General features: G+C 69.8%; 11 protein-coding genes. 5 read left to right on the top strand and 6 right to left on the bottom strand.

From position 1 onward, the window contains the following. The first annotated feature begins 314 nt into the window (after nucleotides 1–314). Together BM070_RS06270 and BM070_RS06265 are read left to right on the top strand one after the other, a co-directional pair. On the top strand, nucleotides 315–1,232 hold the full coding sequence (locus tag BM070_RS06270) for a transglutaminase-like domain-containing protein (protein WP_092938634.1): 918 nt from the start codon (nucleotides 315–317) through the stop codon (nucleotides 1,230–1,232). A 188-nt stretch (nucleotides 1,233–1,420) separates the two neighbouring features. Continuing rightward, the gene (locus tag BM070_RS06265) at nucleotides 1,421–2,107 is read left to right on the top strand and encodes a DsbA family oxidoreductase (protein WP_092938632.1); all 687 of its coding nucleotides are present in this window, start codon (nucleotides 1,421–1,423) and stop codon (nucleotides 2,105–2,107) included. A gap of 100 nt (nucleotides 2,108–2,207) precedes the next feature. On the opposite strand, the gene BM070_RS06260 is transcribed toward BM070_RS06265, so the two are convergent. From BM070_RS06260 to BM070_RS06250, 3 genes are all read right to left on the bottom strand, one after another. Next, nucleotides 2,208–2,708, bottom strand: a complete 501-nt coding sequence (locus BM070_RS06260; protein WP_092938630.1) for a CreA family protein — start codon at nucleotides 2,706–2,708, stop codon at nucleotides 2,208–2,210. A 16-nt stretch (nucleotides 2,709–2,724) separates the two neighbouring features. Then, the gene (gene cphA / locus BM070_RS06255; protein ID WP_092938628.1) at nucleotides 2,725–5,310 is read right to left on the bottom strand and encodes a cyanophycin synthetase; all 2,586 of its coding nucleotides are present in this window, start codon (nucleotides 5,308–5,310) and stop codon (nucleotides 2,725–2,727) included. 70 nt (nucleotides 5,311–5,380) lie between these two features. Continuing rightward, the gene (locus BM070_RS06250) at nucleotides 5,381–7,618 is read right to left on the bottom strand and encodes a cyanophycin synthetase (RefSeq protein WP_092938929.1); all 2,238 of its coding nucleotides are present in this window, start codon (nucleotides 7,616–7,618) and stop codon (nucleotides 5,381–5,383) included. Nucleotides 7,619–7,851: 233 nt separating this feature from the next. Here BM070_RS06250 and BM070_RS06245 point away from each other — a divergent pair, with 233 nt between their 5' ends. The 3 genes from BM070_RS06245 to BM070_RS06235 all read left to right on the top strand — a co-directional run bounded on the left by BM070_RS06245 (nucleotide 7,852) and on the right by BM070_RS06235 (nucleotide 11,378). After that, entirely contained in the window at nucleotides 7,852–10,185 is a 2,334-nt protein-coding gene (locus BM070_RS06245; protein ID WP_092938626.1) for a cyanophycin metabolism-associated ABC transporter, read from the top strand. Between the two features lie 37 nt (nucleotides 10,186–10,222). Continuing rightward, nucleotides 10,223–10,720: a cyanophycin metabolism-associated DUF1854 family protein gene (locus tag BM070_RS06240; RefSeq protein ID WP_092938624.1), complete on the top strand. Its 498-nt coding sequence runs from the start codon at nucleotides 10,223–10,225 to the stop codon at nucleotides 10,718–10,720. Between the two features lie 190 nt (nucleotides 10,721–10,910). After that, nucleotides 10,911–11,378, top strand: a complete 468-nt coding sequence (locus tag BM070_RS06235; protein WP_092938622.1) for a hypothetical protein — start codon at nucleotides 10,911–10,913, stop codon at nucleotides 11,376–11,378. A gap of 94 nt (nucleotides 11,379–11,472) precedes the next feature. Here the strand turns inward: BM070_RS06235 and BM070_RS06230 are convergent, their stop codons facing one another. Genes BM070_RS06230 through gspF form a run of 3 tightly spaced genes read right to left on the bottom strand, consistent with a single transcriptional unit; the run spans nucleotide 11,473 to nucleotide 14,177 of the window. Then, nucleotides 11,473–11,952: an EF-hand domain-containing protein gene (locus BM070_RS06230; RefSeq protein ID WP_092938620.1), complete on the bottom strand. Its 480-nt coding sequence runs from the start codon at nucleotides 11,950–11,952 to the stop codon at nucleotides 11,473–11,475. Continuing rightward, nucleotides 11,952–12,902: a 5'-nucleotidase gene (locus tag BM070_RS06225; protein ID WP_092938618.1), complete on the bottom strand. Its 951-nt coding sequence runs from the start codon at nucleotides 12,900–12,902 to the stop codon at nucleotides 11,952–11,954. The genes BM070_RS06230 and BM070_RS06225 overlap by 1 nt, the downstream gene beginning before the upstream one ends. 42 nt (nucleotides 12,903–12,944) lie before the next feature. Next, a complete protein-coding gene (gene gspF, locus BM070_RS06220; protein WP_092938616.1) occupies nucleotides 12,945–14,177 on the bottom strand; it encodes a type II secretion system inner membrane protein GspF in 1,233 nt (410 codons plus the stop codon). Between the last annotated feature and the right edge of the window lie 340 nt (nucleotides 14,178–14,517).

Here is a 14,517-nt window from a genome sequence, read left to right as displayed (position 1 = left end):
AGGCAGCGGCAGGGCGCTGGTAATGGATTGTGGGAAGGCAGGGTGAACGCCGCGGAGGCCGCATAGAGCGGTGGGCTCGGGGACCGGGGAACGCTCGAGCCCGGCATCGTGCGGGGCCATCGGTCGATCTTCTGCGGCTTCGTCCGGCGGCCTTGTAGGACAAAAGCCCGCACCCTCGGAGAAAAGGCGGTCCTGCGCGGCCTGGCGGCATCTGCCGACAGGCCCGCGCCGCGGCAGGGCACATACTGTGCTTCTGCCTCGATGGCGTGCGTCTTGCATGGCCTGGCATCGACAGAGACTGCGACGCCCCTCCTATGATCCGAATCAAACTCCAAGTGGACTTGGCCTACACCGTGAACGGTCCGGGCGGCGATTTCCTTTTCAACATCCACGCGGCGCATACCCGCCACCAGACGGTGCAGGACGAGACCCTGGTCATCACCCAGCAGCAGGGCTCCGCGAGCGTTCCCGTGCCCGGCCGGCTCTCGACCGACCCGGTCACCGGCACGCGCTGCCTGCGCCTGCATGTGGGCCCCGGGCCGCTGCAGCTGGCCTATGCCGCCACGGTGGACATGCGCCACGATGTGGCCGACCCGGCCCGCATCCCCGAGGTGCCGGTGCGCGAGCTGCCCGACGACGTGCTGCAGTACATCTATCCCAGCCGCTACTGCCAGTCCGACCAGCTGACCACGCTGGCCTTCCGCGAGTTCGGCCACCTCTGGCAGGGCTACAGCCGCGTGCAGGCCATCCGCGACTGGGTCCACGGGCATGTGGAGTTCCGCTCCAACACCTCGACCTCGGCCACCTCGGCGCTGGACACCTTCGTGCAGCGCATGGGCGTGTGCCGCGACTTCGCCCACCTGATGATCGCCATCTGCCGGGCCCTGAGCATTCCGGCGCGCTTCGTCACCGGCACCGACTACGGCGCCGACCCGGCGCTGGGTCCGCCGGACTTCCATGCCTACGTCGAAGCCTACCTGGGCGGCCGCTGGTACCTGTTCGACCCCTCGGGCACGGCCATCCCCATGGGCATGATCCGCCTGGCGACCGGCCGCGACGCCGCCGACGTGGCCTTCGCCACCATCTTCGGCACCGTCGCCACCGAGGCGCCCAAGATCCTCGCCTGGGCCGTGCAGGACCCGTCGCGCGGCTTCGAGCTGCCGCACCACTCGTCGCTGGCCCTGTCCACCGACGGTCCCGCGCCCGAGCGCGGGCAGCTGCTGGCCCGCTGAAAAACTGGGTGGATGGGGCCTGCAGCCCTCGTTCCGCCTTGGGTTATTGCTATTGAAAGCGTAGCGATGGGGTGCTGGCATCCCGCGCGCCATCCGGCCTCATCAGCCCCGCGCCTGCAGGGCGGCCGGCTTGGGCCTAGCATCGGGGCTTTGGCTTTCAACCACCCCGCCGCCGGGGAATCCATCGCATGACCACCTCCGCCACCGCTTCCTCGTCCTCCCCCGTCCGCCTGCAGATCGACTTCGTCTCCGACGTCTCCTGCCCCTGGTGCGCCATCGGCCTGAATGCGCTGGAGCAGGCCGCCGGGCGGCTGCAGGGCGAGGTCGCGCTGGACCTGCGTTTCCAGCCCTTCGAGCTCAATCCGCAGATGGGCCCCGAAGGCCAGGACATCGGCGAGCACCTGATGGAGAAGTACGGCGCCACGCCCGAGCAGTCGCAGCAGACCCGTGCCGCCATCACCCAGCGCGGCGCGGAGCTGGGCTTCACCTTCAACATGGGCCAGCGCAGCCGCATCTACAACACCTTCGACGCGCACCGGCTGCTGCACTGGGCCGAGGAAGAGGGCGCGCCCGGCAGCCAGGCGGCGCTCAAGCACGCGCTCTTTCGCACCTATTTCACCGAAGGCCTGAACCCCGGCGACCACGCCGTGCTGCTGCGCCTGGCCGGCGAAGTGGGCCTGGACGTGGAGCGCGCCCGGGCGGTGCTGGCTTCGGACGAATTCGCCGAAGCGGTGCGCGAGCGCGAGGCGTTCTTCCAGCAGCACGGCATCCATTCGGTGCCGGCCGTCATCGTGAACCAGCGCCACCTCATCCAGGGCGGCCAGCCGGTGGAAGTGTTCGAGCAGGCGCTGCGCCAGATCGCCGCGGGGGGCTGAGCGCCGCCCAAGGCACAACGCCCACCGCTATCGAAAAAATAGCGGTGGGCGTTTGCTGGATGCGCGCTGCGGGCGCCTGGGGCTTGAAGCCCCGCTGCCGTCAGTCCTTGAGGGGGATGGGCGTGCTCCGGTCCACCGGCACGGCGGTGACGCTGTTTTGCGGCGAGCCGTCGATCAACCGGTCGGAATAGCTCAGATAGACCAGCGTGTTGCGCTTGGGATCGACCATGCGCACCACGCGCAGCCGCTTGAACAGGATGGAGGTGCGTTCGCTGAACACCTCTTCCTGCTTCTTGAGCGGCGCCTTGGCGAAGCTCAGCGGCCCGGTCTGGCGGCAGGCGATGGAGGCTTCGGACTTGTCCTCCGCCAGGCCCAGCGAGCCCTTGATGCCGCCGGTGCGGGCGCGCGAGACGTAGCAGGTCACGCCCTGCACGGCCGGATCGTCGTAGGCCTCCACGATGATGTCGTGGTCGCGGCCCAGCAGCTTGAAGGCCGTGTCCACGGTGCCGATGGTGTCCGCGCCGGCCTGGGCCGAGAGGGCGGCACCGGCCAGGGCCAGTGCCAGGGCGACGGCGCGCGGGGTGGTGGTGGTGCGGGGCATGTTCTCGATCTCCTCGTCAGGCGGCGGGGGGCGCTTCGGCGCAGCGGCGCGCCAGATGGGCCAGGGCTTCTTCCACCTGGTCCACCAGCACCAGGCACAGATCGCCCGGCTGCAGGCGGTCCAGCGCGGTGTCGATGGCGATGAATTCGCCGCGGATCTCTTCCACATGCTGGGTGCGTGCCGCTTCGCCCAGGCCTTCGCGCAGCAGCGCCATCACTTCGCCGTCGGCACGGCCGCGCTGGGCCGCGTCCTGGTAGAGGATCACGTCGTCGAACGCGGCGCCCAGGATGGCGGTCTGCTCGCGGATGTCTTCGTCGCGCCGGTCGCCCGCGCCGCTGATGACCACGCTGCGGCGCTTGGCGGGCATGGCGTCCACGGCCTGCACCAGGGCGCGCATGGCGTCGGGGTTGTGGCCGTAGTCGGCGATCACGGTGGCGCCGCCGAAGTCCATCACGTTGAAGCGGCCGGGCGCGTTGTCGCTGTCGTTCACGAAGCCCGACAGGCCCCGGCGGATGGTCTGCCACGGCAGGCCCACGCCCCAGGCGGCGGCCACGGCGGCCATCACGTTCTCGACCTGAAAGCCGATCTTGCCGCCCTGGGTGATCGGCACGTCGCGCAGGTGGATGGTCTCGCGCCAGGAGCCTTCGGCCGCGACGATGGATTCGCCGTCGCCATCGATATAGACCGAGCGGTGGCCCTGGGCGCGGTGCGTGGCCATGACCGGGTGGTGCCGGTCGCTGGCGAAGTAGATCACCTTGGCGGTGGTGGCCGAGGCCATGGCCGCGACGATGGGGTCGGCGGCGTTGAGCACCGCATAGCCGTCGGGCGAGACGTTCTGCACGATCACGCGCTTGAGCACGGCCAGGTCTTCGACCGTGTTGATGTAGTTCATGCCCAGATGGTCGCCCGCGCCGATGTTGGTCACCACGGCGACCGAGCAGCGGTCGAAGCCCAGGCCTTCGCGCAGGATGCCGCCGCGCGCCGTCTCGAACACGGCCGCGTCCACCTCGGGGTGCAGCAGCACGTTGCGGGCGCTCTTGGGGCCGGAGCAGTCGCCGCTGTCGATCTGGTGGCCGTTCACGTAGACGCCGTCGGTGTTGGTCATGCCCACGCGCAGCCCCTGGGCCGAGAACAGGTGGGCGATCAGGCGTGCCGTGGTGGTCTTGCCGTTGGTGCCGGTGACGGCCACGGTGGGGATGCGCCCGTCCTGGCCGTGGGCGAAGAGCTTGTCCACCATGGCCTGGCCGACGTTGCGCGGCTTGCCGTAGCTGGGCGTGAGGTGCATGCGCAGGCCGGGGGCGGCGTTGACTTCGACGAAGCCGCCGCCTTGCTCTTCGAGCGGGCGCAGCACGGTTTCGGCCACCATGTCCACGCCGCAGATGTGCAGGCCCACCATCTGCGCGGCGGCCACGGCGCGTGCGGCCACGTCGGGGTGGACGTCGTCGGTCACGTCGGTGGCGGTGCCGCCGGTCGAGAGGTTGGCGTTGTTGCGCAGGATGACGCGCTGGCCCTTGGCGGGCACGGAGTCGGGCGTGAGGCCCTGCAGCGCCAGGCGGGCGACGGCGATGTCGTCCAGCCGGATCTTGGTGAGCGAGGTGGCATGGCCTTCGCCCCGGCGCGGGTCGAGGTTGACCAGATGCACCAGGTCGCGCACCGTGCGCTCGCCATCGCCCAGCACCTGGGGCGGGTCGCGCCGGGCGGCGGCGACCAGCTGGTCGCCCACCACCAGCAGGCGGAAGTCGTGGCCGGGCAGGAAGCGCTCGACCATCACCGTGCCGTATTCGGCGGCGGTGCGGAAGGCCTCGTCCAACTGCGCGCGGTCGGTGATGTTCACCGTCACGCCCTTGCCCTGGTTGCCGTCCTGCGGCTTGACCACCACCGGCAGGCCCACCTTCTGGGCCACGGCCCAGGCTTCGTCCACGGTGGCGACGGGTGCGCCCAGCGGCACGGGCACGCCGGCGGCGTGCAGCAGGCGCTTGGTCAGGTCCTTGTCCTGCGCGATGGATTCGGCCACGGCGCTGGTGGAGTCGAGCTCGGCCGCCTGGATGCGGCGCTGCTTGGAGCCCCAGCCCAGCTGCACCAGGCTGCCGCGCGTGAGGCGGCGGTACGCAATGCCGCGCGCCACGGCCGCATCGACGATGGAGCCGGTGCTCGGGCCCAGGCGCTCGTCTTCGTCCAGCTCGCGCAGGCGGGCGATGGAGGCGTCGGCGTCGAAGTGGCTGCCCTCGAACGCTGCCTTGACCAGCGCCTGGGCGTCTTCGAAGGCCTGGCGGCCCACGGCCTCTTCGCTGTATTCCACGATCACCTGGTAGATGCCCGCGTCCGGCGTGGCCGCGGTGCGGCTGAAGCTCACCGGGCAGCCGGCCTGGGCCTGCAGCGCCAGCGCTGCGGCCTGCAGCACGTGGGCCAGGGAGATGTCGGTGTCGGTGTTCTCGGCATGCAGCACGCCGATGGCGGGGAACAGCGCGCGCAGGCGGCTCTCGAAGCCGGCGATCTGGTGCATGGCACGTTCATGTTCGGCGCATTTGACGATGGCCTCGATGGCGGTGTGCCGGCTCCAGAGATTGGGGCCGCGCAGGGCCCGGGTGCGGGATACGTCCATGACGAATCGTTCTTTCTTGTCGTGATCGTGCGGTCGGGGGGCGATGGGTGCGGGCCGGGCGCTGCGGGGGTCAGCGCACGCCGCCGGCGTTGGCGGCCAGGCCCGTGGCGGGGGCTGCGGGGGGCGTGACCGGCAGCGCTTCGGGCTCGAAGGTCTTGATGCCGGCGCCGATCAGGTCGGGCGCGATGTCCAGCGCCCAGGCGGTGGCGACGATGGCCAGCAGGGTGTCGGTGTCGATGGGCACGGCGTTGCGGCCGAAGGTCAGCTCGGAGACCGGGCCCAGCACATGTTCGGCCGAGCCGGTGGCCAGCACCACGCGGCCGTTCTTGACCAGCACGGCGCGGCCGTTGTCCTGGGCGCGGTGCTCGGCGATGGCCGGCAGGCTGCCGTCCTGCGCATAGAGCACCACGCTGCCGTCGCACAGCGGCGCCAGTTCCAGCACCTGCGGCTCGGCCGCGTTCAGCACGGCGGCGCCTTCGGGCAGCACCACGTCCACCTGGGTGCGCATGACCTTGTACATCTGGTCCTGCTCCAGCACGTCGAACTCGGCCAGCGAGGCGAGGCCGTCCATGTCGGTGACCACGCCCACCTGGCAGCGGTCGTAGGCCAGGCCGTCGCGCAGGATGGTGCGCGCGTCGTTCTCGATCACGGCGGCCTGCACCATGCGGTTCATCAGCAGGCGGTGGGCGGCTTCCCAGTGGGCGCTGTCGGTGGTGTCCACGCAGCGGCGGTCGAGGTAGAGGCCTTCGCGGCAGGCCAGGCCGGTGTGGTGGCCGCCCAGGTGCATGAGCCAGCCCACCACGCGGGCGATGGTGCTGGTGCCGCGCGTGCCGGCCACGCCCACCAGGGGGATGCGGCCCGCGCCGCCCTCGTCGGAGGGGAAGAGGTGGTCGGCGATGGCCTGGCCCACCGGGCGCGGCGCGCCCACGGCGGGCTTCAGGTGCATCAGCAGGCCGGGGCCGGCGTTCACCTCGACGATGGCGCCGCCTTGCTCCTGCAGCGGGCGGGAGATGTCCTGCGCGACCAGGTCGATGCCGGCGATGTCCAGGCCCACCACGCGGGCGGCGAGCTGGGCGATGTAGGCGACTTCGGGGTGGACGTCGTCCGTGCAGTCCACGGCCACGTTGCCGTTGCGCTGCACCACGATCTGGCGGCCGGCGGCGGGCACGGAGTCGGCGGCGAGATCCTGGCGCTTGAGTTCGAGCTGCACCTTGGCGTCGGTCGCCACGTTGATGATCTCCAGCGGGTACTCTTCCTCGTAGCCGCGGCGCGGGTCGGAGTTGAGCTGGCTGTCGATCAGTTCGCGCACGGTCGAGCGGCCGTTGCCGGTGATGCTCACCACCTCGCCGCGCGCAGCCGCCACGACCTTGCCGCCCACCACCAGCACGCGGTGCTCGTTGCCGGGGATGAAGCGCTCGACCATCACGTCGCTGCCCTCGGGGTAGGCCACGTGGTAGGCGCCTTCGATGTCTTCCTGGCGGCGCAGGTCCAGCGTCACGCCCCGGCCGTGGTTGCCGTCGGAGGGCTTGACCACCACCGGCAGGCCGATGTCCTGCGCGGCCTCCCAGGCTTCTGCGGGGCTGTTGACGACCTGGCCTTCGGGCACCGGCACGCCGCAGGACTTGAGCAGGCTCTTGGTCAGGTCCTTGTCGCTGGCGATGCCTTCGGCGATGGCGCCGGTCAGCTCGCTCTCGGCCGTCCAGATGCGGCGCTGCGAGGCGCCGTAGCCCAGCTGCACCAGGTTGCCGTCGTTCAGGCGGATGTGCGGGATGCCGCGGTCGGTGGCCGCGGCCACGATGCAGGCGGTGCTGGGGCCGAGGTACTGGTCATCCACCTCGGTGCGCACGCGCGACACGGCGGCCGGCACGTCGAAGGGCTGGTCGTTGATGGCGGCCATGATCAGGGCGTGGCCCTGCTCCAGCGCCACGCGCGCCACGCGTTCGTCGCGCGCCCGGAACACCATGCGATAGACGCCGCGCTGGCTGGTCGAGCGCGTCTGGCCGAAGCCCGTGGGCATGCCCGAGAGGTTCAGCAGCTCGATCACGATGTGCTCCAGCACGTGGCCGCACCAGGTGCCGTTCTCCAGCCGCTCCAGGAAGCCGCCGCGCTCGCCCACGCCGCAGTGGTGCTCGATCAGCGCGGGCAGCCAGGCCGTCAGGCGCTGGTTGAAGCCGGGCAGGACGTTGGAGGGGTGGTCTTCCAGCTCTCCCAGGTCCAGCCAGACCTCCAGCACGGGGCGGTAGGTCCAGATATTGGGGCCACGCAGGTAATTGATGCGCAGCAGTTGGATGTCGTTGAAGGTCGCCATGGGATGCAGCGGGTAGGAATGCAGGGAGCCCTGCGGCAGGGCGGGCGGCGGGACGTGCCGCCGGATGTGCGAATTGTGCGCCGACTTCGGAGGGCTGTTGCCCACTGTCAGCCTGGGGTAGGGCGAAGGCGTTATTCCACCATGCCGTTGCCGCGGAGAGGGTGTCGGAGACAATGCGGCTTCGCCGGGGCGTTCGTCCCGCCGCGCCCCGCAGGGCGCAAGAACCAAACACAATGCAGCAAACTCATCATTCTGTGGACGCCTCGGGTGTCTTGACGGGCCCTCTGGGGGCCGAACTGCGAGCCAGGCTCGCACCTGCAGAAAACGTGCTGGCGACGCTGGAGGTTGACCTGAGCCCCGCCTTGCGCTTCGTGCCGGGCCTGCTGATGCTGACCGACTCCCGCCTGCTGTCCCTCGACGCCGAAGGCGCGGAGGGCAGCTTCCAGGCCTGGTCGCTCGTGCCCGGCATGTCCCTGCGCCTGATCGACCATGCCGGCGTCGGCACGCTCGAACTGCACACCGCCGCCGGCCGCCTGGCGCTCTGGCGCTTCACCCTGGGCGCGCACAACGAAGCGCTGCGCTTCGTGCAGCGCTTCGATCGCCAGCTCGCCCGCCTGGACATTCCCGCCCACGCCACCGTGGCGGCCGAAGCCGTCGAAGAGACGCTGTGCCAGGACTGCGGCACCCCCCTGCCGCCCGATACGGAGGAATGCCCCGCCTGCGCCCGCGTGCAGGCCCCGCAGACCTCCACCTGGGTGCTGCTGCGCCTCTGGCGCTTCGCGCGGCCCTACCGCAAGCAGCTGGCGGCGGGCTTCGCGCTGACCGTGGCCTCCACGGCGGCCACGCTGGTGCCGCCCTACATGACCATCCCGCTGATGGACGACATCCTGATCCCCTACCAGAACGGGCAGGCCATTCCGGTGACGCTGGTGGCCATGTACCTGGGCGGGCTGCTGCTGGCAGCGCTGCTGGCCTGGGGGCTGGGCTGGGCGCGCACCTACACGCTGGCGCTGGTGTCCGAGCGCATCGGCGCCGACCTGCGCACCTCCACCTACGAGCATCTGCTCAAGCTGTCGCTCGACTACTTCGGGGGCAAGCGCACGGGCGACCTGATGGCGCGCATCGGCTCCGAAACGGACCGCATCAACGTCTTTCTGTCGCTACATGCACTCGATTTCATCAACGACGTGCTGATGATCCTGATGACGGCGGGCATCCTGTTCTCCATCAACCCCTGGCTGGCCCTGGTCACGCTGGTGCCGCTGCCCTTCATCGCCTGGCTGATCCACAATGTGCGCGACCGGCTGCGCACCGGCTTCGAGAAGATCGACCGCGTCTGGTCCGAGGTGACGAATGTGCTGGCCGACACCATTCCCGGCATCCGCGTGGTCAAGGCCTTCGCCCAGGAAAAGCGCGAGGCCCAGCGCTTCCGCGACGCCAACCAGCACAACCTGGAAGTGAACGACCGCCTGAACCGCACCTGGTCGCTCTTCACCCCCACCGTGTCGCTGATGACCGAGATCGGCCTGCTGGTGGTCTGGGGCTTCGGCATCTGGCTGGTGGCGCACAACCAGATCACCGTGGGTGTGCTGACCGCCTTCATCGCCTACATCGGGCGCTTCTACACCCGGCTCGACTCCATGAGCCGCATCGTGTCCGTCACGCAGAAGGCGGCGGCGGGCGCCAAGCGCATCTTCGACATCCTCGACCACGTGAGCAACGTGCCCGACCCGGTGCAGCCCGCGCAGCTCGACCGCGTGGAGGGCGCGCTCACCTTGCGCAACGTGGGCTTCCGCTACGGCAGCCGGGCCGTCATCAAGGGGCTGAACCTGGACATCCGCCCCGGCGAGATGATCGGACTGGTGGGCCACAGCGGCTCGGGCAAGAGCACGCTGGTCAACCTCATCAGCCGCTTCTACGACGTGAGCGAGGGCTCCATCCAGGTCGATGGCGTGGACGTGCGCCGCCTGCGGGTGGCCGACTACCGGAGCCACATCGGCCTGGTGCTGCAGGAACCCTTCCTCTTCTTCGGCACCATCGCCGAGAACATCGCCTACGGCAAGCCCAACGCCTCGCGGGCCGACATCGTCGCCGCCGCCCGGGCTGCCCACGCGCACGAATTCATCCTGCGCCTGCCGCACGGCTACGACTCCCTGGTGGGCGAGCGCGGCCAGGGCCTCTCGGGCGGGGAGCGCCAGCGCATCAGCATCGCCCGGGCGCTGCTGATCGACCCGCGCATCCTGATCCTCGACGAAGCCACCTCGGCCGTGGATACCGAGACCGAAAAGGAGATCCAGAAAGCGCTGGACAACCTGGTGCAGGGCCGCACCACCATCGCCATCGCCCACCGGCTTTCCACATTGCGCAAGGCCGACCGCCTCGTGGTGATGGACCGGGGCGAGGTGGTGGAAGTCGGCCCGCACGACGAGCTGATGGCCCAGCAGGGCGCCTACTGGCGCCTCTACGAAGCCCAGGCGCGCCGCGCCGAAGAAGACGCGCAGGCCGCCGGCGTGGTCATCGTGGAAAGCGGGCTTCTGCACTCCGCCCACCCGGCGGGGCAGTCCTGATGCAAGCCCGGAGCACCGGCCCGAGGAACCTCCCGATATGACGACCCCCCCGAACTTCACCCTGGCTGCGTCGTCCTTCACGCTGCAGCGCAACGCCCACGGCCGGCTGGTGCTGCGCCTGCCGGACGGCGCGGAACACGTCGGCATCGTTCCCGTGCGCGCCTTTCCGATCGGCGCGCCCGACGAGGGCGTCTCCCTGGTCGGCCAGGACGGGCACGAGCGCGTCTGGATCGAGCGCCTGAGCGCGTTGCCGGCCGAGCAGCGCCACCTGATCGACGAAGAACTGGCCGCGCGCGAGTTCGTCCCGGTGATCGAGCGGATCACCACCGTCTCCAGCTTTTCCACCCCCAGCACCTGGTCGGTCCAGACCGACCGGGGGCCGGCCCAGCTGGTCTTGAAGGGCGAGGAAGACATCCGCCGGCTGGGCTCGCGCACCTCGCTGCTGATCGCGGCGGGCGACGGCATGCAGTTCCGCGTGCCCGACGTGGGGGTGCTCGACCGACATTCGCGGAAGTTGCTCGAAAGATTTTTGTAGCAGCAACCCCAGGCCCGGTGCGGCCTGTGGGGCTCGGCGGGCTCCTGGATACGGGTGGTGGGTAAGTAGAAACCCGTATTTTTGGAGATAAAGCCGAAAAAGGCCTCAATTTGCCTTTCTTTTTGTCGTTATAGAGTACGACAAGGGGGTCGTTCCGCCTTGTCGAAGCTGCTCTTGCGAGGAACCCGCCATGTCCATCCCTTCTATCGACCGTTCGCCGAGTTGGCGCCCCCAGGGCGCCGAGCTGTATCCCACGGGCGCCGCTCCTGCCATTCCGGCGACGCGCGCGGGGGGCGGTGGCGCGCCTGCGCCCGTCGAATCCATGGATCGGCTGGGAGAGGGGGCGAAGCTGGGCCAGCCCGACAAGCCCTCGTCGCCGGCCGACACCGTCAACAAGGACTGGACAGAGCGCAAGAAGCAGGAAGCCGCCAAGGAAGCCGAGGAGCCGCCCAAGGAACCCATCTACAAGATGCTGCTGGAATTCATCCAGTCGATGTGGCGGGCGAGCGGCAGCGCCGTGGAGATGGCGCAGCAGGTGAACGAGGCGGCGATGAAGGACCGGCTGTCGCAGGGGCAGCAACTGCAGGACCCGGAGCAGCTGCAGCGGCTCACCTATTCCGAGCTCAAGGTCAAGCGCACCCCCAGCACGCTGCCCTGAGCTGGCACGCAGCTTCCGGCCCGCTGCCACCGGAAGGTATTGCTATATTTTTAGTAGCTATAAGCGCACGCTCCGCAAGCGCTGGCGCCTGATTTCACTCTTTTTCCTTCGGCGTGCCGGCCGCCTCTGCCGGTGATGGCTGGGCCGGTGTTTGCGGCTGTGCCTGGTCCTGTGGTGGCGGCCCGCCCGCCGCGGCTGCAGCAGCAGCTGCCGCAGCCGCCTTGGCGCGATCGCGCTCGGCGCGGTACTTGATGGTGAAGGCGCGCACCTCGTCCAGCGTCACGAAGCCATCGTGGTTGGTGTCGGCCTCGTCGAAGGCGGCGGCCAGGCGCGGCACGATCGCCACCTCGTTGCGGCTGAGCTTGCCGTCGCCGTTGAAGTCCAGCATGTTGAATTCGCGGATCGCCTTGAGCTCGCCCTTGCTCATGGGGGCGCTGGCGGCGGGCGCGGCGGGCTGTGCGGCGTCGTCCGCGGCCATGGCCGAGGCTGCGGGCAGGGCGAGGCACATCGTCAGGGCCTGGGCGGCGCGGGCCGCTGCAAGCGGCAGGTTCTGCAGGTAGGAGTCAATACGCATCAGCGTGGGATCGCTTCGGGCGCCAGGGGTTCCGCCCCGGCCTGCGCCGCGGCCTCGTTGGAGATGCCCGAACGCACATGGCCTGCCGGCACATGGCGGGCGGCCGAGTCCACATGGCCGGTCTGGTCGTCGAAGAAGAAGTCGGGCTCGAACTCGCGCAGGAAGGGCCCTTTTTCCAGCCCGCCGAGGAACATCGCCTCGTCCACCGCCAGGTTCCACTCCATCAGCGTGTTGATGGCGCGTTCGTGCGCCGGCGCGCTGCGCGCCGTGACCAGCGCCGTGCGCAGCCGCATGCCCGAGACATCGGCCTGCTGCTGCAGCTGGTGCAGCGCGGCCAGCAGCGGCTTGAAGGGGCCGCCCGAGAGTGGCAGCGCGGCCTTGCTCGTCTCGTGCGACTGGAACGCGGCCAGGCCCCCGGCCTGATAGACGCGCTCGGCCTCGTCGGAGAACAGCACGGCGTCGCCGTCGAAGGCGATGCGCAGCTCGCCCGGGTAGTTGTCGCCCGCCGCCGCCGAGTGCGTGAGCACCCGCGCGGCCGGAAAGCCCAGCGCCAGCGCCTCGCTCACGTCATGCTCGTTGGCCGACAGGAACAGGTGCGCGCCCAGCGGCCGCAGGTACTTGAACGGGTCGCGCCCCTGGGTGAACACGCCGCGCTCCAGCGGCAGGCCGGCCTTTTGCGCCGAATGGAAGATGCGCAGCGCGCTGACCGGGTCGTTGCGCGAGAGGATCACCACCTCCACCCGCCGCGCCTGCGGCGTGTTGAAGGCCAGCAGCTTGCGCACCAGCGCGAAGGCCACGCCCGGCTTGGCCGGCACGTGCAGGCGTTCCTGCTGCAGCTTCATGTAGGGCAGCGGGTTCTTCGCGTCGAAGATGTGGTTCTCTTCCTCGAAGTCGAACAGCGCGCGGGACGAGATGGCGACGACGAGCTTGTCGTCCAGGGTGAGGGCCATGGGGGTGTGCTGCAGCTGCAGGGTTGAGGGTTTGAAAGGCGTTTACTTCACGAACTGGTTGAGCTGGATGATGGGCATCAGCACGGCCAGCACGATCAGCATCACCACCAGCCCCATCACCACGATCAGCAGCGGCTCCAGGATGGTCGCCAGCTGCATGGAGCGGCGCTGCACCTCGGCCGACAGCTGGATGGCGGCGCGCTGCAGCATCACCGGCAGCTGGCCCGTCTGTTCGCCCAGCCGCGCGAACATCGACACCAGGCCGGGAAAGCGCTTCTTCTGCGCCAGCGCCGAAGCCAGCGGCGCGCCCTCGCGCACCAGCACCAGCGCCTCCATGGCGTCGGCCCGCATCGCGCGGTTGTTCAGCGTCTCGGCCGCCGCCTGCAGCGCCTTGAGAATGGGCACGCCCGCGCCCGCCAGCATGGCCAGCGTGCCGGCGAAGCGCGCCGCGTTGTAGCCCCGCGCCAGCCGGCCCACCACCGGAAGCGTCAGCCACCAGCCGTCGAACTTCTGCCGAAAAAGCGGCCGGGCCAAGGCATAGCGCCCGCCTATAGCTATCAAAACCAGAGCAAGCAGCATCGCCCAGCCGTAGCTGCGCACTGCATCGCTGATGGCCAGCATGGCCACCGTCAGAAAGGGCAGGGCGCGCTTGGTGCCCGCGAACACGCTGGCCACCTGCGGCACCACGTAGCCCACCAGGAACAGCACGATGACGATGGCCACCAGTGTCACGATGGCCGGGTAGAGCGCCGCGCCGATCAGCTTGCCGCGCAGCGTCTGGCGCTCTTCCAGGTCGTCGGCCAGCCGTTCCAGCACCAGCCCCAGGCTGCCGCTGGATTCGCCCGCGCCCACCACGGCGCAGTAGATGTCGGAGAACTCGCGCGGATGGCCCGTCAGCGCCCGCGCGAAGGTGGAGCCGGCATTCACCTCGGCCCGCAGCGCCGCCACCAGATGGCGCTGGCGGTCCCCTTCGGCCTCGTCGGCCAGCGCCGTCAGCGCCCGCTCCAGCGGCAGCCCCGAGGCCACCAGGCCCGCCAGCTGCCGCGTCCAGATCGCCAGGCCGGCCGAATTGAACACCGGCCGCGTCATCAACCGCTCCCCCAGACCCGGCGCCGCGCCGCCTTGCGACTGCCCCGAAGCCAGCGGCTCCACCGCCAGCGGCACCAGCGACTGCGCCCGCAGCAGGCTGCGCGCCGCCTTGGGCGAATCGGCCTCGATGGTGCCCTTGCGGGACTGGCCCTGGGAGTCGATCGCTTCGAAGGAAAAGGCGGGCATGCGGGTGGGTGGGTGGCGAAAACGTTCGGTTCGGTGGGGCGCTCTGGCGCGCCCCGGGAATCCGCGATGGTAGCGGCTGTAAGTTACGCATCTCCGCCTCTGGTGGTTCGCGGCTTGAGCGAGATCTCTTCGCGAGTATGGGAGGCGTGATGGCGCATCTAGGTATTGCGCTGTCGCAGATGTGGTTTCCACCACCGCTGGGCTTTACCGCGAGCGAGGTGCGTGCTCCATGACTGAGTTGTTTCAATCCACGCGCCCGCACGGGGCGCGACGCTGCTTTGTCCGCATCGCCTCGCTGGCGTCCGTGTTTCAACCCACGCGCCCGCACGGGGCGCGACCC

The organism is Paracidovorax wautersii, from assembly GCF_900113035.1.
Taxonomy (GTDB): domain Bacteria; phylum Pseudomonadota; class Gammaproteobacteria; order Burkholderiales; family Burkholderiaceae_C; genus Paracidovorax; species Paracidovorax wautersii.
This window is presented reverse-complemented; position numbering and strand designations above follow the sequence as displayed.